Source organism: Photobacterium sanguinicancri, from assembly GCF_002265265.1.
Taxonomy (GTDB): Bacteria; Pseudomonadota; Gammaproteobacteria; order Enterobacterales; family Vibrionaceae; genus Photobacterium; species Photobacterium sanguinicancri.
Map to the genome: position 1 here is coordinate 1 of NZ_NOIF01000078.1, position 21,368 is coordinate 21,368.

A 21,368-nucleotide genomic window follows, 5' to 3' on the forward strand; every position below is an offset into this window, starting at 1 on the left:
GGGGTGGCTAACGGGGCTTGAACCCGCGACAACCGGAATCACAATCCGGGACTCTACCAACTGAGCTATAGCCACCACTGTTTGTTACTGTGTATCTTTGCCAAATTTTTCAACCGGATGGTGCGCCCGAAAGGATTCGAACCTTCGACCTTTGGCTCCGGAGGCCAACGCTCTATCCAGCTGAGCTACGGGCGCCTTGCCCTATCGGCGGAGTCGAATATTACGGATATGACCCCTCGGCGTCTAGTCTTTTTTTAAACTTTTTTTCCGTTCGCTCTAAATATAGCCAAAGTGAGGTTGATTCGTATCATACAAACGCGGCTTGCTAGTTTCACACAACAAATTTAGGCGATATAATCACTTGAGTGTTACATTTTAAACATTCTGTACATAATCATCGCCTTGTCTCAACAGTTCGATTATAAAAATTTACGACAAGACGGCTGTGACAATCACAAATAAACTGGAAGTGTAAGGTGAGCTCAATGGAATTATCTCTACGACAACTATTGGTTGCTGCAATTGCAGCAGTTAGCGTTGCCGGTTCAGCGATGGCAGCTGATATGTCGGACGAGGCTATCGCAGAACGCATTAAACCCGTTGGGTCTGTGTATTTAGAAGGCGATACCCCTGCTGTCGTCGTTGCGGCAGGTCCGCGTGATGGCAATACTGTCTACGGTACCTTTTGTATTGCATGCCACGGTACAGGCGTTATGAGCGCGCCTAAGCTAGGTGATGCGGGCGATTGGAGCCCTCGCCTTGCCAAAGGCATGGACGTGCTAACCGACCACGCGGTTAACGGCTTTAATGCCATGCCAGCTAAAGGTTCTTGCATGGACTGTAGCGACGACGAGATCGTTGCAGCAATCAATCACATGATTGAAGGGCTGTAACGGGCTTATTTCCCTACCATTTAATCTAAAAGCAAAAAGGGTTGATACAAAGTATCAACCCTTTTTATTATTTGTATCACACCGCTATTTCTTAAACATGGCGCGAATGTTCGCAATATGTGCTTGGCCTTTTTGCATTCGCTCTTGCTGTGTCACTGGCGGCTTGTCACTCTCCCACTGTAAATCATCTTGTGGCAGTTCATACAAGAAGCGGCTCGGCTCTGGCTTAATCAACTCACCATACTGACGACGTTCCTTGCACAAAGTAAATGTCAGCTCTTTTTGCGCACGAGTGATACCCACATACGCTAAACGACGTTCTTCTTCGACATTGTCTTCATCAACACTGGTCTGGTGCGGCAAAATGCCCTCTTCAGCCCCCACAAGGTACACATATGGAAACTCCAAGCCTTTTGAGGCATGCAACGTCATCAATTGGACTTGATCCGCATCCTCATCATCCTCGCCGCGTTCCATCATGTCGCGTAATGTTAAGCGCTGCACCACTTCTTTCAGGTTTTTTACTTCCTGATCGTAGTTATCACCTTCAAGGTCAGCCGTGACCCAACTGTACAAGTCAGAAACGTTCTTCATCCGCATTTCCGCTGCCTTCGGGCTTGGCGACGTTTCGTACAGCCAATCCTCATAGTGAATATCACGTACCAGCTGACGTACCGCAGCAACTGTATCGCCACGTTCTGCGTTATCCGCCAACTCAACCACCCAACGGGTAAAACGCTGTAATGATTCCAGTCCACGCCCTGTTAGGTGCTGCTCTAATCCCATTTCAAAACTGGCAGCAAATAGGCTTTTTCCACGCATGTTGGCGTAAGTACCCAACTTTTCTAGCGTGACAGGGCCGATTTCACGACGTGGGGTATTCACAACACGCAAGAATGCATTATCGTCATCTTGGTTAGTGAGCAGGCGTAAGTACGCCATCATGTCTTTGATTTCGGCTCGTGAAAAGAACGAGGTACCGCCTGATATTTTGTACGGAATCCGGTTTTGCATCAGGGCTTTTTCAAACAAACGTGACTGATGATTACCACGGTACAAAATAGAATAGTCTTTGTATTGGGTGTTGTTTAAGAAGCGATGAGCAATCAATTCACCGACCACTTTCTCCGCTTCATGCTCTTCATTTTTCGCGGTAATGACTTTTAAAAATTCGCCATCAGGGATTTCGGAAAACAGCGCTTTCTCAAAGATATGCGGATTATTAGCAATTAAGATATTGGCAGTACGTAAAATACGGCTGGTCGAGCGGTAGTTCTGCTCTAGTTTGATCACACGCAGGCTTGGGAAGTCTTTATTCAACAACACCAAATTCTCTGGCTGTGCACCACGCCATGAGTAGATAGATTGATCATCATCACCAACGACAGTAAAACGCGAACGCTCACCCACCAGCAATTTCACAAAAATATACTGGCTGGTATTGGTATCTTGATATTCATCCACCAATAAATAGCGAATTTTATTCTGCCAGCGATCACGCACTTCTTTGTTATCACGCAGTAATAATACTGGCATTAAGATCAGATCATCAAAATCGAGAGCGTTATACGCTTTCATCTGACGCTGATACATCTCATAGCAATGGGCAAACAACTGATCACGTTCTGATTGAGCATGTGCCTGCGCTTCCGCTGGCGACAGCATGTCATTTTTCCAGTTAGATATCGTTGATTGCAGCTGCTTGAGCAAATCTTTGTCACCGTCGAGCTCTTCGTCTGTCAGCTCTTTTAATAGCGCCATCTGATCTTGGTCATCGAAGAGAGAAAAGCTAGCTTTGATCCCCAACGCCTTGTGCTCACGGCGCACAATATCCAACCCTAATCGGTGAAACGTTGAGACCATCAAACCTTTGGCTTCCTTCTTACCTAAGGTTTGGCTCACACGCTCCTTCATCTCACGGGCGGCTTTATTGGTAAATGTCAGTGCAGCTATGTTTCGCGCCTTGTAATCACAATGCTGAACCAAGTAAGCAATTTTATTAGTAATAACCCGTGTTTTACCTGAGCCAGCACCTGCCAGAACCAAACAAGGCCCCGCGATGTACTTAACTGCTTCTGTTTGCCGTGGGTTCAGTTTCATGAGCCTATCCTAAATGGTCGTAGTGTGATCAAGTTCGCACCTGCTACTGCATTTTAACGGTTGTAGTTTGACTCGCAAGTCAGCATTGCAAAAAGCAAAATAGGTCTTATTGGCGAATTAAAATGCTTGCACTCAATCATTCATTATCTACAATATCGGAATGAACATTCATTCATTACCTTTATTTACATTTTTAAGAACCTAATTTGCCAATGAGTGATAAAAAAGAGCGCATTTTGCAAGCAACAGAGAAGCTGCTCGCAGAGTATGGTTTCCATGGTCTGTCGATGCAAATGGTTGCTAAAGAAGCAAAAGTGGCCGCAGGAACTATCTATCGTTACTTCGAAGATAAAGATGATTTGTTATACCAATTACATGATCACATCCTAGGCTATGTTGCCGGAAAGTTAACAGCCAACGTAAGTGACGATATGCCACTGAAACAGCAGTTTCGTACCATGTGGCTAAATATTTGGGGCATGGCCAGTCATGGTGATGCCCCTTTAATCAATCGTGGACAATTTGAAAATCTACCTCGCCGGAATAGTCCTGAACAACGGCAGTTAGAGAAAAGAATGTTCGCGAAAGTAGACATCATGTTTGAACAGGGAAAAGCCAGTGGGCTGTTTAAAGATTTAGATAATGAAATCTTAAGCACTCTAGGGCTAGAACCAAGCGCCTGCCTAGCGCGCAAACATGTTAAAGGCGTTGCAACCGTCAGCGATGAAGCTTTAGAAGCCACTATCGAAGCCTGTTGGGACGCAATAACCAAGCATTAATAAACGAGACTCCGGAGCACACCATAAAATGAAAAAATGGATAGTGATGCTATTAATTGCGGTACTGCTGTTCGGTACAGTAATTGGCTTCAATCTGTTTAAACAACAGAAAATAGCAGAATACATGGCCAACATGCCTGAACCTGATTTTCCAGTAACTGTGGTTGATACAACACCATCAAACTGGACTCCAGCGATTGAAGCCATTGGTTTTATCGAGCCAAATCAAGGCGTGACCATAACATCGGAAGTATCAGGTGTGATTCAAAGTATCGACTTTGATTCTGGTGTCACTGTTAAGAAAGGCCAACAACTGGTTGCGCTTGATTCTGATGTTGAAAAAGCCAACTTAAAGAGTAAAGAAGCGCGTTTACCCGCCGCTAAAGCTAAGTACATTCGCTACCAAGGTCTATACAAAAAAGGCTCTATCTCTAAAGAAGCTTACGATGATGCAGAAGCGAGTTATTTCTCGCTTAGTGCGGATATTGAAAGCCAAAAAGCAACCATCGATCGTCGCCACATCCAGGCCCCATTCGATGGCGTTGTTGGTCTACGTAACGTGTTCCTAGGCCAATACATTCAACCAAGCAACGACATTGTTCGCTTGGAAGATACCACGCTAATGAAACTACGTTTTACTGTGCCACAAACGGATATCTCTGATATTCACCTTGGTCAGAAAATGGAAATCTTCGTGGACTCTTACCCGGAAGCGTCATTTACTGGTCAAATCAGTGCGATTGAACCTGCTGTTAACTTCCAAAGTGGCTTAATCCAAGTTCAAGCTGATATTCCAAACAATGCTGGCCGCCTACGTAGTGGTATGTTTGCACGTGCTCACATCATCCTACCAACACTTGAAAACCAAATGGTACTGCCACAAACAGCAATCACATACACCCTATACGGTGACAATGTGTACTTGGTGAACAAAGACGAAAACGGTGATCTACGTGTTCGTCAATCTGTTATTAAAGTGGGTGAGCGTAAAGGTGAAGTTGTTCATATCTTGGATGGTGTAAAAGCCGGTGACCAAGTTGTGACTTCTGGCCAAGTACGTCTGAGTAATGACGCAAAAGTACACATCGTAGAAAGTGATGTACTGAACGCGCCAGCAGAAACACCGATGCTGTAATCCGGAGGATTAATGCGTTTTACTGATGTTTTTATTAAGCGTCCTGTTCTAGCAGTATCAATCAGCTTTCTGATTGCGCTGCTCGGCCTGCAAGCTATCTTCAAGATGCAGGTTCGAGAATACCCGAACATGACCAATACCGTGGTAACCGTTTCGACTAGTTACTACGGTGCAAGTGCCGATCTTATCCAAGGTTTCATTACGCAACCTTTGGAACAAGCAGTCGCCCAAGCCGATAATATCGACTTTATGACTTCATCATCCGTACTGGGTAAATCAACCATTACTGTTACCATGAAGTTGAATACAGACCCGAATGCAGCCTTGGCTGATATTCTGGCGAAAACCAACTCTGTACGCTCACAGCTACCAAAAGAGTCTGAAGACCCAACGGTAACTATGTCTACCGGCTCAACGACGGCGGTAATGTACATTGGTTTCACCAGTGACGAGTTAGTATCAAGCCAGATCACCGATTACCTTGAGCGTGTTATCAACCCGCAGCTATTCACGGTTAACGGTGTGTCTAAAGTTGACTTGTATGGTGGTATGAAATACGCACTACGCGTATGGCTAGATCCTGCAAAAATGGCGGCATACAAGCTAACAGCAACTGATGTTATGCAAGTGCTTAACGCCAACAACTACCAATCAGCGACGGGTCAAGCAACGGGTGAATTTGTTCTGTACAACGGTACAGCAGATACCCAGGTGAGCAACACCGATGAGCTAGAGAAGCTAGTTGTATCCACTAAGAAAGGTCAGGTGATCCGCCTTGGTGATATTGCGAATGTGAGCCTAGAAAAGAGCCACGATGTGTATCGTGCCTCAGCCAATGGTGAAGAAGCCGTTGTTGCTGCGATTAACGCCGCACCAAGTGCTAACCCAATAAACATCGCTGCCGATGTGCTTGATTTGTTGCCTGAGTTGGAGAAAAACCTGCCAACTAACATCAAGATGAACATCATGTATGACTCCACTATTGCGATTAACGAGTCAATCAACGAGGTTATTAAGACCATCGCTGAAGCGGCATTGATCGTACTTGTGGTTATCACTCTGTTCCTTGGTTCGTTCCGCGCAGTAATCATTCCGATTGTGACTATCCCACTGTCTTTGATTGGTGTGGCTATGGTGATGCAGGTCTTTGGTTTCTCTTGGAACTTGATGACACTGCTGGCAATGGTATTAGCTATCGGCCTAGTAGTTGATGATGCCATCGTGGTACTAGAAAACGTCGATCGCCACATTAAGCTAGGGGAATCGCCATTTCGTGCCGCCATTATTGGTACACGTGAAATCGCGGTACCCGTTATCGCAATGACCTTAACGCTTGGTGCTGTGTATGCTCCAATCGCGATGATGGGTGGTATTACGGGCTCATTATTTAAAGAGTTCGCATTAACGCTAGCGGGTGCGGTATTTGTATCCGGTATTATTGCACTGACACTATCGCCGATGATGTGTTCAAAAATGCTGAAGGCTAATGAAAAGCCGAGCAAGTTTGAAACAACCGTGCATAGCTTCCTTGATCGCATGACAAATCGTTACGAGAAAATGCTTGGCGGCATCATGAAAATGCGCCCAGTGGTTCTTGTACTTGCTGCGATTGTTTTCACTGCACTTCCTTTGCTGTTCAAGTTCATTCCTAGTGAACTCGCACCAGCAGAAGATAAAGGTGTATTGATGATGATGGGTACAGCGCCGTCTACGGCTAACCTTGATTACGTCGAAAACACCATGCAGAAAGTAAACAGCATGCTAACCGAGCAAGACGAAGTTGCGTTTGCACAAGTATTCTCGGGTGTACCGAACTCAAACCAAGCTTTCGGTATTGCTTCTATGGTGCCGTGGAGTGAGCGTGACACAAGCCAAGCTGAAGTTGTGAAGCGCGTAACTGACTTAGTGAAAGACATTCCTGAAATGGCTGTAACAGCATTCCAGATGCCTGAACTACCAGGTGCAGGTTCTGGTCTTCCGATCCAATTTGTTATCACAACACCAAATCACTTCGAGAGCTTATTCCAAGTTGCGACCGATATTCTTAGTGATGTGAAAACAAACCCGATGTTCGTGTACTCAGATCTTGATCTGAACTACGACTCGGCAACGATGAAGATCAATATCGATAAAGATAAAGCCGGTGCTTACGGCGTAACCATGCAAGATATTGGTATAACACTGAGTACTATGATGGCCGATGGTTACGTTAACCGCATCGACTTGAATGGCCGCTCGTACGAAGTTATTCCACAAGTTGAGCGTCGTTACCGCTTAAACCCGGAATCAATCAAAGGCTACTATGTTCGTACTGCTGATGGTGAAGCGATTCCACTGGGTAGCCTAATCACTATTGATGTGGTTGCTGAGCCTCGCTCTCTTCCGCACTTCAACCAGCTAAACTCCGCAACGATTGGTGCTGTTCCAGCACCAGGTACTGCTATGGGTGATGCAATCAATTGGTTCCAGACAGAAGCTGTTGGCAGCTTACCTTCTGGCTATCAATATGACTTTATGGGTGAAGCGCGTCAGTTCGTAACCGAAGGTAGCGCACTATTCACGACTTTCTTACTAGCTTTGGCAATTATCTTCTTGGTATTGGCTATTCAGTTTGAATCAGTTCGTGACCCACTGGTTATCATGGTTTCTGTACCATTGGCAATTTGTGGTGCCTTGATTGCACTGGCATGGGGCGCAGCCTCGATGAACATCTATTCGCAGGTTGGCTTGATCACCCTTATCGGTCTGATCACCAAGCACGGTATCTTGATTTGTGAAGTAGCTAAAGAAGAACAGCTACACAACAAGAAAGACCGTATGGCAGCAGTAATGGAAGCAGCCAAAGTACGTCTGCGACCAATCCTGATGACCACAGCTGCGATGATTGCAGGTTTGATCCCACTGCTTTACGCCACAGGTGCGGGTGCGGCTCAACGTTTCAGTATTGGTATTGTAATCGTATCTGGTCTAGCGATTGGTACTATCTTTACCCTGTTCGTACTGCCAGTAATTTACACCTACTTAGCAAGTATCCATAAGCCGCTACCAATCTTTGTCGAGGACAAAGATCTGGAAAAGCTAAAGCGAGCTGATGAAGCGCGTAATGCACTGAAAGCTCGAGACTGCTAAGCAACAACTCTGAAATTAAGAGGCCGCCATGTGCGGCCTCTTTTATTTTCGCGATTCGATCACGACAATCGGCCTCGCATTGCATAAAATAACCACAACGAAGATTAGTCGCTACGGAGCCCTCGCTATGTTCGATCCAAAGAAATTAGAACAAGTCGCTAAACAGATTCACGAATCAATGCCGCAACCTGTGAAAGAACTGGGTAACGACGTTGAACAGAAAGTTCGTCAGGTTATTCAAGCACAACTAGGTAAACTAGACGTTGTAAACCGCGAAGAATTTGATGTGCAAACTCAAGTCCTGCTACGCACTCGCCAAAAACTGGCAGAGATGGAGCAAAAGCTTACAGCGTTAGAAGCAAAGCTAACAGATACAACAGCAGAAGAAAAAGACGCTTAATTTACAGTTTATGCTACAAACACAAAAGGCTTGGTCACAGACCAAGCCTTTTTTATTGGATGTCACATCCCTAAAATGTATTTTCAAAGCTGTAGAGTTTATATCGAGGAGAAAACACGGAGTTTGCGATTAGCAAATGAGTATTTTCGACAAAGGGATAAACTCTACAGAGAAGACAATTTAGCCACCAACTGCGATACGCTTCATATCCGTCATGTACCCACGTAGCTCTTGGCCAATCCACTCAACCGGATGAGAGCGCAGAGCTTCATTCACATCGATCAGAATTTGGTTATCAACATGATTACTTGTTTCGCCTAGACCTTTACCGATCACATCGGTATCAACATCAGGCATAAACTTCTCGCGAAGTAATGGTGTTGCTACGTTTGCAAATAGGTAATTACCGTACTCAGCGGTATCTGAGATCACCACATTCATCTCATACAGACGCTTACGTGCAATCGTATTAGCGATCAAAGGTAGCTCGTGCAGTGATTCGTAGTATGCCGACTCTTCGATAATGCCTGATGCAGTCATAGCTTCAAATGCCAGTTCAACACCGGCACGCACCATCGCAACCATCACGATACCGTTATCAAAGTATTCTTGCTCAGAAATTTCGATATCAGAATCTGGGTAGTTTTCAAATGCTGTTTCAGCTGTTTCACCACGCCAACCTAATAGCTCTGCATCGTCATTCGCCCAATCAGCCATCATGGTTGATGAAAAGTGGCCTGTGATGATGTCATCCATATGCTTGTTGTATAGCGGACGCATTAGCTCTTTAAGCTCTTCAGATAGCTCAAATGCTTTCACTTTCGCGGGGTTTGAAAGGCGATCCATCATGTGGGTGATGCCACCAAACTTCAGGGCTTCAGTAATGGTTTCCCAACCATATTGCAGTAATTTGCCTGCATATTCTGGAGCAATACCATCTGCAACCATCTTCTCGTAACACACGATGGAGCCTGCTTGAAGCATGCCACATAGAATAGTTTGCTCGCCCATTAAATCAGACTTAACCTCAGCAACAAACGATGATTCTAGGCAACCAGCGCGATGGCCTCCAGTACCTGCTGCCCATGCTTTCGCGATGTCCCACCCTTCGCCTTTTGGATCATTTTCTGGGTGAACAGCAATCAATGTAGGAACACCAAACCCACGCTTATACTCTTCACGCACTTCTGTACCAGGGCACTTAGGTGCAACCATCACAACGGTTAAATCCTGACGAATTTGCATGCCCTCTTCAACAATATTAAAGCCATGAGAATAACCAAGCGCTGCGCCGTCTTTCATTAGCGGCATCACCGTTTCCACAACATTAGTATGCTGTTTATCTGGCGTTAGGTTTACCACTAAATCCGCTTGTGGGATCAAGGTTTCATAGCTACCAACAACAAAGCCGTTCTCTTTGGCATTCTTGTACGACTGGCGTTGTTCATCAATAGCAGCCTGACGCAGTGCGTATGACACATCCAAACCAGAATCACGCATGTTTAAACCTTGGTTTAAGCCTTGCGCACCACAACCGACAATAACGACCTTCTTACCTTTAAGGTAATCGGCTTCAGTCGCAAACTCAGCACGATCCATAAAACGGCAGCGGCCTAGTTGGTCTAGCTGTTGGCGTAGATTTAAGGTGTTGAAATAATTAGCCATAACACAAACTCCGTGAGTACTTATCCTTGGGTCGACATCGTTGTCGAATACTTCGATAGTAGATCAGGTGTTTTGTTGCTTAAAGTGATATATTCACAACAACTTATTGCAAAAAATGCAACATGGATGATGAACATAAAAAATTTGCAGTTTTTCTTGCATCTGTGCGATTCAAAAAGCTTTAGCCAAACCGCACAAGCAATGCATATTAGCCCGTCAGCATTGAGTCGGATTATCCAACGTTTAGAAGATGATATTGGCCAACCGCTATTTCTTCGAGATAACCGTAGTGTTGAACTTACCTCTAACGGTGAAAAATTTGTCCCTGTGGCGGCTGGGATTATCGGTAGTTGGCAGGAATTTAAATTACAGCTCAATAAAGATCAGCAACAACTACAAGGTAAATTAAAGCTGTTCTGCTCAGTCACAGCCAGCTACAGCCATTTACCACAGATATTGCATGACTTTAGGCTGCAGTATCCACAAGTTGAAATTCAACTGACAACCGGTGATCCAGCTCAAGCCATTGAAAAGGTCATTGCGGGTGATGTCGATATAGCGATTGCGGCACAGCCGCTCCAGCTACCTAAAAAGCTCACCTTCATTGAATTAGACAAAGTACCACTCTCGGTTATTTTACCGCTGATCCCACCGCCTGCATTACAAAAATCCCTTAACAATGGGCCAGATTGGCAGGCACTTCCTTTTATTTTGCCTGAATCAGGTCCTGCACGAGAGCGTGCTGATAAGTGGCTAAAACAAAACAAAATAAAGCCAAACATATATGCACAAATTGCTGGGCACGAAGCAATAGTTAGCATGGTAGCATTAGGGTGTGGCATCGGGATTGCCCCCGATGTTGTTATCGACAATAGCCCTATGGGTGACAAAGTTCAGCGATGCCATAACGAGAACATAGAGCCACTGAACCTTGGGCTTTGTTGTAAGCAAAGTCGTCAGCAAGAACCCTTACTTCATGCTTTATTACAGTTGTTTTGAGTGGCAATGCTCATCAGGCAACAAGGAACCCAGTAATGCCAAGCCCAATACTAACTCACAGCTATTACTCTGACTTTTTCGCCCACAAGGGTTATGCCTTCCTCAAAAAAATTTCGATGGATTACACGCCGCCTTCGAATTTGGTTATTTTTTCAGTCATGCACTGTTATGAAGGTTCGCTTCCCTATATCAATGTGTTGGCCGAGTTAGCTGATAGCCTTGTTTTCATTCCGAAGAGTGCCACCGCCGAACAAAACCAAACGTTAAAGGAAACGATCCAGACGATTCCCCACTGCAATATTGTGGATGATCGTTTCAACAAACAAAGCTTGAGAGATCCTCAAGTAGCAGAGGCATTGATCCGTCAGTCGATCAGTGCTGACAGCCAATTTTTGATCCTCGATCATGGTGGCTACTTCTCCCATGCTATCGAGCATATTAGCCAAGTCTTTTCAGAACAATGTGTAGGTATTACAGAGTTAACCGCTAACGGACTCTATAAGTATCTCAACAAATCGTTCGATAAACCCCTAGTGACCGTTTCTCACCTCAGTATCAAAGCGCCTGCCGACTACGAAGCATCAGAATGTATCGTTCATTATTCTGACCAAATTCTCCGCGAAGAGTTTGGCCTAAAGATCAATAACGATGAATTTCTTAAAGTCGGTGTCATTGGTGCAGGAAACCTTGGCCGTGGTGTTATCCAATACCTAAAAGGTAAAGGGATTAGCTGTATACAGGTCGCCGACATAGATTCACGTAAGCTCACCCAATTTCCCCGTAACGGTGTACAAGTCAGCTCAATCGAAAGATTAGTGAGTCAATGCAATATGCTGTTCTGCTGCACAGGGAATGGCGCTTTACCTGAAGCCCTATTAGACAGCCTCGATAAAAGTGTCTTCATTGCGACAGTCACCTCAGCCGACGATGAACTACGCTTACCCGAGTTAATTGAAAGTGGTGCTTTAGTGGAAGTTGGCGGCAACAAATTAGTTCGTGAATATCATACCCGTAATAAGCAGAGTATTTATTTACTGGCTGGCGGTGAGTCTGCCAATACGCCATTTAAAACCGGCATGGGGGATCCAACTCTCTACCTATTTGAAGCGGCACATATGCTGGCGGGATTACAGCTCCTTGCAGAGGAAAATAGCTTTACAGCTGGTATTCAAGCGCTCAGTGAGACCGATGAAATTATGATTGCTGAACGCTGGCTACGTCACTTTTATAATTACGGCTAACCCGAGACCGCAATACTATCGCGATTCAAGCCTGCACTGCGGGCTTTTTAATAAATTTTAGACGTAAAAAAGCCCAAGTCGTGAGACTTGGGCTTAGTATAAGTGGCGGAGCGGACGGGACTTCCCACACCGAAAATCAGCGCGCCCCTCGGCGTGATAGGCCGCCGCCTTCAAGGTAAAGAGGCTAACCAACTGAACGACCGCTCAGCGAGACCTTTCATAACTTTCAGGCGTAAAAAAGCCCAAGTCGTAAGACTCGGGCTTAGTATAAATGGCGGAGCGGACGGGACTCGAACCCGCGACCCCCGGCGTGACAGGCCGGTATTCTAACCAACTGAACTACCGCTCCACTAGATAGCTGTCTGCTGGATGCTGTTCCATGAAGATATTGCCTAGCAATAGTAAGCTTTAATTCACGACTATATTTGGACATAAAAAAGACCCCCAATAATTGGTTGTCCAACTATTGGGGGTCATTTCATTATGCTGGCTTTTTAATACATCCATTTCAGCATAACTTTTCATTCTCCTCCAAAAAAGCAATTATAAAAAACTCTATTCTTTCATGGCATTAAAGTTATTAACAAGATTCATTACAGTGGCTTTTTCCGAATAAAACTCTCGTTAGCTCACGAATTTCACTTTGAGATCTTGCTTCCACTTTCATCCTTACTGTATATGCACGCGTTATATAAATAACAACAACAATAACTACAAGTTACATATTGTTTAATTATGCATTTAATAAGGATTAACCATGCAATTTAAGTATTCTGCATTAGCAGCGTCATTGGTAGCGGCACTAACTCTTTCTGGCTGTGGTGGTAGTGATAGCAACGATAGCGATAACAACACAGTAACTGGCAATACAGTTAAAGTAATCGATGGCTACTTATCGCAAGCTGAAGTGTGTATCGATCGCAATAGCAATCAAAGCTGTGACGCAGGTGAAGCTTTAACTACGCTAACCAACACAAAAGGGGAAATAATTATCCCTGAAGCTGATGCTAAATACCCTATCATCGCACGTGCTATCGCAGGTAAAACAACAGATAGTGATAAAGCGGGCACACTAGGCAATAGCTATGAGCTGATTGCTCAAGCAGGTTCTACAGTGGTAACGCCATTTACAACAATGGCTTCAATTCAAAATAAAACAATGGAAGAACTTTCTACAGAACTTAACTTAGACGCTAAAGTGATCAGTGGTGATTACGTAGCGATGAAAGCGACCAATGAAGAAGCAAAAAAAGTTCACTTGTTAGCGCGTAGTGTATCCAATGAACTAGCGCCAAGTGTTAAAGATAATGACGCCAAAGAGCTGACAACAACGACCGAAACTATCCAAAACGCAATTAATGATAGTGTTAACGCAGGCGATAACCTAGATTCAATTGTGATTGAAATTGATGAAAGTGGTAAAGCTAACAGCACAGATGTTATCCCATCACTTGATGCATACCTCAAAGACAGCACTCTCTTCATGGCAAGCCTAAACAATGCTTATGCTGCGGTTGAAGGTATTGCTGAGCTATCATTTAAAGATGGTATGCTGTCATTTGAAAATGATAAAAACGATGTCTTTAGCACCCCTTACAATGTTGTTAACAACACGCTAAGCCACATAGAAGACGGTGAAACAAGCAAAGAAGAGTTCGTGTACATTTCAAAGAACACTTCTCTAGCTGTTACACCACAAGGTGATCTTAACTTCTGGACAACCGTCAACTTAAATGACAACTACAAAGCATTAAACATGACTAATGCTAGCTTTGTCGATCAAACTTGGCACTACCTTGATGATGATTCCACAACTCAAAAACCCGACCCAATGCTGGCTAGCATGACATTCCACAAAGATGGAACAGCGACAGTAGTTGAAGCAGGAGAAGAGAACTTCACCTTAAACTGGGAAGTTAAAGAAACTGTCGATAGTGACTTTGGAACAATACAAACGCTAGCGTTAAGTTCGACTGAATTTAATGATATGAACTTAATGCTAGTGACAAAAGATAACAACATTATGACTGTCAATAATCTAGACGAAAAGAGTCAAAACAAGGAAAAAAGTGCTTTCAGCTTATTAATTAAAGACAAATCAATGGCTGACAATATTATGGAAAAATGGGGACGTGAACTTTAATTTATCATTGATAGATAAAGATCTTACGCTCTCTTAGCGCAAAGGCGGAATCCTTCTGAATTCCGCCTTTTTATTTTAAATGAAACTCGAGAGCCCTAGCCTTTATAAATCTTCGGATTGAACACATCACGTAACCAATCACCCAGCAAGTTAATCACCAGCACTAAAGTAACCAGCACCAAGCCTGGGAAAGCAGTGATCCACCAAGAACCAGAGAAGATGTAGTTAAAACCGATGCTGATCAGTGAACCGAGCGATGGCTGATCAACAGGTAAACCTAAACCAAGGAACGATAACGCCGCTTCCGACATAATGGCATTAGCCACCTGTACCGTAGAGATCACCAAGATTGGCGACAAACAGTTCGGTAGAATATGACGGAACATAATGCGCGGCGAACGGAAACCCATTACGCGCGCGGCTTCAACATATTCTTTCTTCTTCTCAGCCAATACCGAGGCACGCACCGTTCGCGCATACTGCGGCCATTCGGCAATACCAATAATCACCACCAGCATCACCACCGCATATTGGCTAAACAGTTCAGAGCCTAATACCGTTCGGAAAATCGCAGAAACAATGATAGCGACCATCATGGTCGAGAACGACAGCTGGACATCGGCAAAGCGCATCAAGAAGCTATCAATGCGGCCGCCAAAGTAGCCTGCACTCAAGCCAATCGTGACACCTAAAATCAGTTGCAGGCCGACCGCGAGCAAACCAATGGTCAGTGACAAACGCGAGCCATAAAGAATGGTTGAGAAAATATCACGGCCCTGATCATCCGTACCCAGCAAGAAGCGACTATCACCTTCTTCCATCCACGATGGGGGTAATTCTGAATCCATGATATCGATGGTCGATAGATCATAAGGGTCAGTAGGTGAAATCCACGGGGCCAGAATAGCCGCACTCGCAAAGGTTAAAAATAATGCAAAGCTGAACATCGCGACTTTATCTTTTAGGAAGTAGTACACGATATCGGAATTTTTAAATCGCTCCCAACGGCTAGGAGCGGCAACAGTCGTAGTATTCATGATTTACTCTCCCTTACCTGTCAGGTTCACAGTTGGATTCACCAAGCCATATAGCAGATCGACTATGGTATTAGTGACCACAAAAATCAGACCAACAAAGATGACGTAAGCGGTGATCAACGGCGTATCAACACGGTTAATCGCATCAAGGAAAAGTAACCCCGTACCCGGCCACTGAAACACGGTTTCTGTCAAAATGGTGTATGCAACCATGGTACCAATTTGCACCCCGCCGACAGTCAGTACTGGCAGCATGGTATTTTTTAACGCATGTTGGTAATAGATTTTGTTGCTCGATAACCCTTTGGCTCTAGCAAACTTAATGTATTCAGAGCTCAGCGCTTCCAGCATTTCGGATCGTACTAAGCGAATGAAAAGTGGCAACATGATTGAGGCAAGTGCCACACAAGGTAACACCAAGTGCTTGAGACCATCGATGGTGAAATAGCCTGACTCCCAACCTAACAAGTTATAGGTTTCGCCCCGCCCATACGAAGGTAGCCACCCTAATTCAATCGAGAACACATACATCAGCATGATGGCGGTAAGGAAAACGGGAATAGAGATACCGACACTGCTGAGTGCCATGATGGTTTTAGTAAATACGCTGTTGGGATGAATCGCGGAATACACCCCGAGCGGGATCGACACCACGATAATGATCATGGCGGCGCCAAAGACCAGCTCTAGCGTTGCGACCAGCTTATCGAGGATCACCTCTGCGGCTGGGCGCTTAAAAAAGTACGATGTGCCTAAATCACCTTGAACGGCGTTAGACAAAAATCGGCTATATTTAGTCACAAACGGGTCGTTAAGACCTAGATCGTCACGTAATTGTTGACGTTCAGCTTCTGATACAGACTGCCCCACCAGCTCGCGCAATGGGTCGCCAAGGTTATCCTGAATGGCAAATGCCACCAGACTGATCACAAACATCACTATCAGTGCCTGAAACAGGCGCTTGACCAGAAACGTAAACATTCCCTGCCCCTTCTCTCATCCTTGAAAAAGTGCCGAAGCGAGTAGCTCCGGCACTGGTACTACACTTTGTTACTTATGCCTTAAACTTGCGTGTTAAAGCATTATTTTTCATCAACCACTAGGTCGCCGAAGTAAGGGAAGTTCATTGCATTCACGATCGGTTTGATGTGAACGTTAGCACTTGCGCCCCATGCTAGATTTTGCCAGTGCAGTGGCACAAACGCAGCATCCTCATACAAGGTCGCTTCTACTTTTTGCAGAATCGCATTACGTTTCGCTGGATCGGTTTCAACGTTTGAATCGTTCACCAACTTATCGATTTCTGCATTCGAGTAGTGACCACAGTTGTACTGGCCTTTCCCCGTTTTCTCATCACGCGTCATGGTGAGGAATTCAGAGAAGTTAGCGGAATCTTCAGTATCTGAGTGCCAACCGATCATCATCATGTCTGCAGCACACACATCAAACTCAGGCCAGTATTGCGCTTTTGGCAGAGTTTTTAGGTCAACCTTGATACCGATCTTAGACAGCATCGCTGCCGCCGCTTGCGCGACTTTGGCATCGTTCACGTAACGATTGTTTGGTGCCATCATGGTGAGTTTGAAGCCTTTCTCGTAACCCGCTTCTTTCATCAGCGCTTTGGCTTTTTTCAGATCGTAGCGAGGCACAAGATCAGCATCGTAGCCTGAGTAACCTGACGGACCTTGCTGACCGGCTGCAGTCGCGAAGCCTTTCATTATTTTCTTCACGATACCTTCGTTATTGATCGCATGCACAATCGCTTGGCGTACACGCACATCTTTTAAGGCTTCGTTACTGTTTTGGTTCATTTGGAAAGTGATGATACGCGTACCCGGTAGCGTCACCAGATCGATGCCTTTGGCATTTTTCACACGTTGGTGATCATTCGGTGCGACAGGAGCAATCATATCCACACCACCAGACAGTAGCGCAGCGACGCGGGTCGCATCTTCTTTGATCGGCACCAGTGTTAGCTTATCAACGTTACCTTTTGATTCGGTATCCCAGTAGCCATCAAAGCGCTCGAAGTCTACCTTCACGCCTTGCTCACGCGCCGTCACAATAAACGGACCTGTTCCAGATACATTGGTTGATGCAAACGAGTTACCGTGCTTCACCAGTTCAGCTTTATCTTGGCCATCGGCGGTTTTACCCGAGTAGAACTTGCTGTCCATTGGGAAGATGTAAGTGGCGGTTTGCAACACAAGTGGGTAAGAGCCTTTCGAGACTAACTCAACCGTGTAGTCATCCACTTTTTTTAGTTCGGTGTACGGTTCAAAGATCGCTTTAAAGTCTGGCGAATCTTTTAAACGGTTGAACGTCCATACCACGTCATCTGCTGTTAGCGTATTACCAGAATGGAATTTCACCCCTTTACGTAGAGTGAAACGGAAAGTGTTGTCATCAACACGCTCCCAGCTCTCAGCCAAACGCGGCTCAAAGTCAAAATCTTGGGTATAACGAACCAGAGGATCAAACACCATGTGGGACAATTGCAGCGTACCACCTGATAGTTGCTCATGCGGATCAAGCGACACAGGATCGGCATCATAAGCGACTTTGATATCGGCTGCTGCTGCACTAAAACTTAGGCCTGCAGCCATTAAAGCGACTGCCAGCTTGCTCTTAATGGTTTTCATTGCATACTCCTTTATGCAGGGAGCGCACTCCCTTCTACTATTGTGTTTGCTTATTGTTATTGCTGTTATCGCGCTTCTTGTTGCAACCCTCGCAACCAAGTAGCGCCAATTGTTATGCGAGCTTCAGCCCTTCTTGGCTCATCCCTTTGAATTCAGGCATAAGCGAAATCAAGTGCTGACTGTATTCATGTTGTGGATTGGTAAACAACTGCTCGGTTGGTGAGACTTCCAACAGGGTCCCTTTTTGCATCACCCCAATACGATCACACATCTGACGAATAACGGGTAAATCATGACTGATAAACAGCATGGTAAGGTTAAGTTCGTCTTGCAGATCTTTAAGTAAGTTAAGAATCTGCGCTTGTACCGACACATCCAATGCAGAAGTAGGTTCATCACAAATCAACAAACGCGGACGGGTTGCTAACGCACGAGCGATCGAAATACGTTGGCGCTGACCGCCCGAGAATTCATGTGGGTATTTCACACTGGCGGCACGACCAAGACCAACATGGTCAAGAAGATCGTGGACAATTTGGCGTGTCTGCGCTTCGCTATCGGTTAGCTTATGGAAACGGATAGGCTCGGCGATAATGTCGAAAATCTTCATTCGCGGATTCATTGAAGAATACGGATTCTGGAATACCATCTGCATCTGACGGCGCAACGGGCGACGCTCTTTTTCACTTTTGAGCGCGGTGAGATCAATACCTTCAAACACAACCGTTCCCGAGTTCGGCGAATACAAACCCGCAATCACGCGAGCAATGGTTGATTTACCTGAACCGGATTCACCTACCAGCCCAAAGGTTTCACCTTCGGTGATATCAAAGCTGACATTGTTGGAGGCTTGTACATACTCTCGGCGACTTTCAAAGAATGAGTCTTTGGTCGTAAAACGTAGATTAACGTTTTTAACTTGCAGTAACGCGCCGGTGTAGCTGCGCTGATCTTCACTTTGCCCTAGCCAGTGATTTTTCACATCTAATTGAGTCAGCTCTTGTGCTTCTTCGATATAGTTCACTAGTGGGAAGCGGTCTAATTTAACATCAGAGCGCGGTACTGCTGAAATAAGACTCTGGGTATAAGGGTGATTCGGACGACCAAGCACTTGCTCTGTAGTGCCGATTTCAACCAAATCACCGCGATACATCACCGCCACGCGATCCGTCACATTAGACACGACCCCCATATCATGGGTGACCAACATACAGCCGACATTTTTCTTAATACATAAGTCGCGGATCAGGGTAAGAATTTGGTCTTGGATGGAAACATCTAATGCGGTGGTTGGTTCATCAGCAATAATTAAATCAGGCTCACCTGATAAGGCTATCGCGATAACAACACGCTGTCGCATGCCGCCTGAAAACTGATGCGGATATTGTTTAATGCGCAATTCAGGTTCAGGTATACCCACTTGATCCATCAAATTAATGGCACGGGTATAAGCCTCTTTTGCGCTCACATTCAAATTCGTTAGAATTGTTTCTGTCAGTTGCTGCTCAACGGTGAACAGAGGATTAAGCGACGTCATTGGATCTTGGAAAATAAATCCAATTTTCGACCCACGTATTTTACGCATTGCCTCTGAGCTTAATCCCGAGATTTGCTCTCCATCCAGAAAGACATCGCCACTGGCAATGTTCCCGGGAGGACTTAGCAGATCAATCACAGCATTTCCGACTGTGGATTTACCTGCACCTGACTCACCAACGACACCCACAATTTCACCACGGTCTATCGAAAACGACAGTGATTTTACTGCGGCATGTATACCATGACGGGATGGGTATTCGATGCGGAGATTTTTTACTTCTAATAACGCCATTACCAGACCTCGACTGCTTGGCAGCTTTCTGCCCTGTCTGAAAAACTGAATCCATTCATTTTCAGTACAAATAGCTGGACATTTGTACGCCCATCAATCTGTCAAAGATTTCACAGAAAAGCAACAAAACAAGCAAAAAAACTGATCACTAGTCATAATATCGAATAAAAAATCAATTCAAACACAAAAGCAAGCACACCAAAACAAACCTCATCAATCAAACGTGCCGCTTATAATAAGCTCATAGCAAGATATAACGCTAATGAATCCATTTTATTTTAAAAACCACCAATGCATAAAACAGAGATTCCAACCACACCAGCATTAACAACCTCACAACAAATGCTGCACCCTCTCTTTTATCTGGTGTATTAATGCGCTTTTCTTTAAGTAATCCATATCTATCTCTGCGCTTCATCCTTTTTTGCAGTCAATTACACTTACTAATTTTAGGGTCTTGTAGCGGAAGTCGATCTTTTCCGCGCCCACGATGGGAAAAAAATAGCGTTGATGACTCCTGAGCATTAAGTAACTCCCTTAGATATCGGCAACAAAAAGCCTCATCTTTCAACGAGGCTTTCAAATAGTAGTCGGTAAAGAGCAGGCGTTGAATATCAGGGCCCTCTCGACCCACGCTTAGCTTTATGGCGATCAAGTGCAGATCTGCTAGCAAACACATTTCAGGACGGGACACACATACAAAAAAGCCTCGTCTTTCGACGAGGCTTTCAAATGATGGTCGGTGAAGAGCGGGCGTTGAACATCAGGGAACCCCCGACCCATGCTTATATGGCAATCAAACNCNGATCCGTTACCAAACAAATTTTATTTCGCACATACGAAAAAAGCCTCGTCTTTCGACGAGGCTTTCAAATGATGGTCGGTGAAGAGCGGGCGTTGAACATCAGGGAACCCCCGACCCATGCTTATATGGCAATCAAACNCGGATCCGTTACCAAACAAATTTTATTTCGCACATACGAAAAAAGCCTCGTCTTTCGACGAGGCTTTTAAATGATGGTCGGTGAAGAGGGATTCGAACCCCCGACCCTCTGGTCCCAAACCAGATGCGCTACCAAGCTGCGCTATTCACCGAACAAGTTTTAGGCTCTTACAGTGCCAAGGGAATGTAAAACATTACCTGAATATGGGGTGGCTAACGGGGCTTGAACCCGCGACAACCGGAATCACAATCCGGGACTCTACCAACTGAGCTATAGCCACCATTGTAAGTGGTCGGTGAAGAGGGATTCGAACCCCCGACCCTCTGGTCCCAAACCAGATGCGCTACCAAGCTGCGCTATTCACCGACGAAATCTGTTTTAAGTCGAAAAGACTGTGAAAACTGATGATAACATCAATTTCCTAAATATG

Annotated in this window: 14 protein-coding genes and 6 tRNA genes; 8 read left to right on the forward strand and 12 right to left on the reverse strand. The window is 45.0% G+C overall.

What is annotated here, in order from left to right:
- Nucleotides 1-2: 2 nt before the first annotated feature.
- Both ASV53_RS12955 and ASV53_RS12960 read right to left on the reverse strand, forming a co-directional pair.
- Nucleotides 3-75 (reverse strand) — tRNA-His (locus ASV53_RS12955).
- Between the two features lie 43 nt (nucleotides 76-118).
- A tRNA-Arg gene (locus ASV53_RS12960) sits at nucleotides 119-195 on the reverse strand.
- Between the two features lie 290 nt (nucleotides 196-485).
- Here ASV53_RS12960 and ASV53_RS12965 point away from each other — a divergent pair.
- The gene (locus tag ASV53_RS12965) at nucleotides 486-893 is read left to right on the forward strand and encodes a c-type cytochrome (RefSeq protein WP_094957374.1); all 408 of its coding nucleotides are present in this window, start codon (nucleotides 486-488) and stop codon (nucleotides 891-893) included.
- Nucleotides 894-977: 84 nt separating this feature from the next.
- On the opposite strand, the gene rep is transcribed toward ASV53_RS12965, so the two are convergent.
- Complete coding sequence (rep, locus tag ASV53_RS12970) at nucleotides 978-2,993, reverse strand: DNA helicase Rep (RefSeq protein WP_094957375.1); 2,016 nt, start codon at nucleotides 2,991-2,993, stop codon at nucleotides 978-980.
- A gap of 212 nt (nucleotides 2,994-3,205) precedes the next feature.
- Here rep and ASV53_RS12975 point away from each other — a divergent pair, with 212 nt between their 5' ends.
- From ASV53_RS12975 to ubiK, 4 genes are all read left to right on the forward strand, one after another.
- Complete coding sequence (locus tag ASV53_RS12975; RefSeq protein ID WP_094957376.1) at nucleotides 3,206-3,772, forward strand: TetR/AcrR family transcriptional regulator; 567 nt, start codon at nucleotides 3,206-3,208, stop codon at nucleotides 3,770-3,772.
- A 28-nt stretch (nucleotides 3,773-3,800) separates the two neighbouring features.
- Nucleotides 3,801-4,907: an efflux RND transporter periplasmic adaptor subunit gene (locus ASV53_RS12980; RefSeq protein WP_094957377.1), complete on the forward strand. Its 1,107-nt coding sequence runs from the start codon at nucleotides 3,801-3,803 to the stop codon at nucleotides 4,905-4,907.
- 12 nt (nucleotides 4,908-4,919) lie between these two features.
- Nucleotides 4,920-8,036: a multidrug efflux RND transporter permease subunit gene (locus tag ASV53_RS12985; protein ID WP_062688171.1), complete on the forward strand. Its 3,117-nt coding sequence runs from the start codon at nucleotides 4,920-4,922 to the stop codon at nucleotides 8,034-8,036.
- A 127-nt stretch (nucleotides 8,037-8,163) separates the two neighbouring features.
- Complete coding sequence (gene ubiK, locus ASV53_RS12990) at nucleotides 8,164-8,436, forward strand: ubiquinone biosynthesis accessory factor UbiK (RefSeq protein ID WP_062688170.1); 273 nt, start codon at nucleotides 8,164-8,166, stop codon at nucleotides 8,434-8,436.
- 180 nt (nucleotides 8,437-8,616) lie between these two features.
- On the opposite strand, the gene ilvC is transcribed toward ubiK, so the two are convergent.
- Complete coding sequence (ilvC, locus tag ASV53_RS12995) at nucleotides 8,617-10,101, reverse strand: ketol-acid reductoisomerase (protein ID WP_094957378.1); 1,485 nt, start codon at nucleotides 10,099-10,101, stop codon at nucleotides 8,617-8,619.
- A 129-nt stretch (nucleotides 10,102-10,230) separates the two neighbouring features.
- Between ilvC and ilvY the strand changes: the two genes are divergently transcribed.
- Both ilvY and ASV53_RS13005 read left to right on the forward strand, forming a co-directional pair.
- The gene (gene ilvY / locus ASV53_RS13000) at nucleotides 10,231-11,100 is read left to right on the forward strand and encodes an HTH-type transcriptional activator IlvY (RefSeq protein WP_062688436.1); all 870 of its coding nucleotides are present in this window, start codon (nucleotides 10,231-10,233) and stop codon (nucleotides 11,098-11,100) included.
- Between the two features lie 35 nt (nucleotides 11,101-11,135).
- Entirely contained in the window at nucleotides 11,136-12,341 is a 1,206-nt protein-coding gene (locus ASV53_RS13005) for a Rossmann-fold NAD(P)-binding domain-containing protein (protein ID WP_094957379.1), read from the forward strand.
- 272 nt (nucleotides 12,342-12,613) lie between these two features.
- On the opposite strand, the gene ASV53_RS13010 is transcribed toward ASV53_RS13005, so the two are convergent.
- Nucleotides 12,614-12,690, reverse strand: a tRNA-Asp gene (locus tag ASV53_RS13010).
- A 408-nt stretch (nucleotides 12,691-13,098) separates the two neighbouring features.
- Here ASV53_RS13010 and ASV53_RS13015 point away from each other — a divergent pair.
- Complete coding sequence (locus ASV53_RS13015; protein WP_094957380.1) at nucleotides 13,099-14,484, forward strand: hypothetical protein; 1,386 nt, start codon at nucleotides 13,099-13,101, stop codon at nucleotides 14,482-14,484.
- Nucleotides 14,485-14,579: 95 nt separating this feature from the next.
- Here the strand turns inward: ASV53_RS13015 and ASV53_RS13020 are convergent, their stop codons facing one another.
- From ASV53_RS13020 to ASV53_RS13055, 7 genes are all read right to left on the reverse strand, one after another.
- Entirely contained in the window at nucleotides 14,580-15,521 is a 942-nt protein-coding gene (locus tag ASV53_RS13020; RefSeq protein ID WP_094957381.1) for an ABC transporter permease, read from the reverse strand.
- A 3-nt stretch (nucleotides 15,522-15,524) separates the two neighbouring features.
- Nucleotides 15,525-16,502, reverse strand: a complete 978-nt coding sequence (locus ASV53_RS13025) for an ABC transporter permease (RefSeq protein ID WP_094957382.1) — start codon at nucleotides 16,500-16,502, stop codon at nucleotides 15,525-15,527.
- Between the two features lie 101 nt (nucleotides 16,503-16,603).
- Nucleotides 16,604-18,163 carry an ABC transporter substrate-binding protein gene (locus ASV53_RS13030; RefSeq protein WP_094957383.1) on the reverse strand — a complete coding sequence of 520 codons (1,560 nt, stop codon included), beginning with the start codon at nucleotides 18,161-18,163 and terminating at the stop codon, nucleotides 16,604-16,606.
- A gap of 112 nt (nucleotides 18,164-18,275) precedes the next feature.
- Nucleotides 18,276-19,994, reverse strand: coding sequence for a dipeptide ABC transporter ATP-binding protein (locus ASV53_RS13035; protein WP_094957384.1), 1,719 nt, complete (start codon nucleotides 19,992-19,994; stop codon nucleotides 18,276-18,278).
- Between the two features lie 1,018 nt (nucleotides 19,995-21,012).
- Nucleotides 21,013-21,089: transfer RNA gene (locus ASV53_RS13045), tRNA-Pro, on the reverse strand.
- 53 nt (nucleotides 21,090-21,142) lie between these two features.
- Nucleotides 21,143-21,218 (reverse strand) — tRNA-His (locus ASV53_RS13050).
- Nucleotides 21,219-21,227: 9 nt separating this feature from the next.
- Nucleotides 21,228-21,304: transfer RNA gene (locus tag ASV53_RS13055), tRNA-Pro, on the reverse strand.
- Nucleotides 21,305-21,368: the final 64 nt, after the last annotated feature.

Excerpts from the sequence above, each read along its gene's own strand:
- ASV53_RS13015 (WP_094957380.1), top strand. The coding sequence starts at position 13,099 with ATGCAATTTAAGTATTCTGCATTAGCAGCGTCATTGGTAGCGGCACTA.
- ASV53_RS12965 (WP_094957374.1), top strand. The coding sequence starts at position 486 with ATGGAATTATCTCTACGACAACTATTGGTTGCTGCAATTGCAGCAGTT.
- ASV53_RS12985 (WP_062688171.1), top strand. The coding sequence starts at position 4,920 with ATGCGTTTTACTGATGTTTTTATTAAGCGTCCTGTTCTAGCAGTATCA.
- ASV53_RS13020 (WP_094957381.1), bottom strand. The coding sequence starts at position 15,521 with ATGAATACTACGACTGTTGCCGCTCCTAGCCGTTGGGAGCGATTTAAA.
- ubiK (WP_062688170.1), top strand. The coding sequence starts at position 8,164 with ATGTTCGATCCAAAGAAATTAGAACAAGTCGCTAAACAGATTCACGAA.
- rep (WP_094957375.1), bottom strand. The coding sequence starts at position 2,993 with ATGAAACTGAACCCACGGCAAACAGAAGCAGTTAAGTACATCGCGGGG.
- ilvY (WP_062688436.1), top strand. The coding sequence starts at position 10,231 with ATGAACATAAAAAATTTGCAGTTTTTCTTGCATCTGTGCGATTCAAAA.
- ASV53_RS12975 (WP_094957376.1), top strand. The coding sequence starts at position 3,206 with ATGAGTGATAAAAAAGAGCGCATTTTGCAAGCAACAGAGAAGCTGCTC.
- ASV53_RS13025 (WP_094957382.1), bottom strand. The coding sequence starts at position 16,502 with ATGTTTACGTTTCTGGTCAAGCGCCTGTTTCAGGCACTGATAGTGATG.
- ilvC (WP_094957378.1), bottom strand. The coding sequence starts at position 10,101 with ATGGCTAATTATTTCAACACCTTAAATCTACGCCAACAGCTAGACCAA.
- ASV53_RS13005 (WP_094957379.1), top strand. The coding sequence starts at position 11,136 with ATGCCAAGCCCAATACTAACTCACAGCTATTACTCTGACTTTTTCGCC.
- ASV53_RS12980 (WP_094957377.1), top strand. The coding sequence starts at position 3,801 with ATGAAAAAATGGATAGTGATGCTATTAATTGCGGTACTGCTGTTCGGT.
- ASV53_RS13030 (WP_094957383.1), bottom strand. The coding sequence starts at position 18,163 with ATGAAAACCATTAAGAGCAAGCTGGCAGTCGCTTTAATGGCTGCAGGC.
- ASV53_RS13035 (WP_094957384.1), bottom strand. The coding sequence starts at position 19,994 with ATGGCGTTATTAGAAGTAAAAAATCTCCGCATCGAATACCCATCCCGT.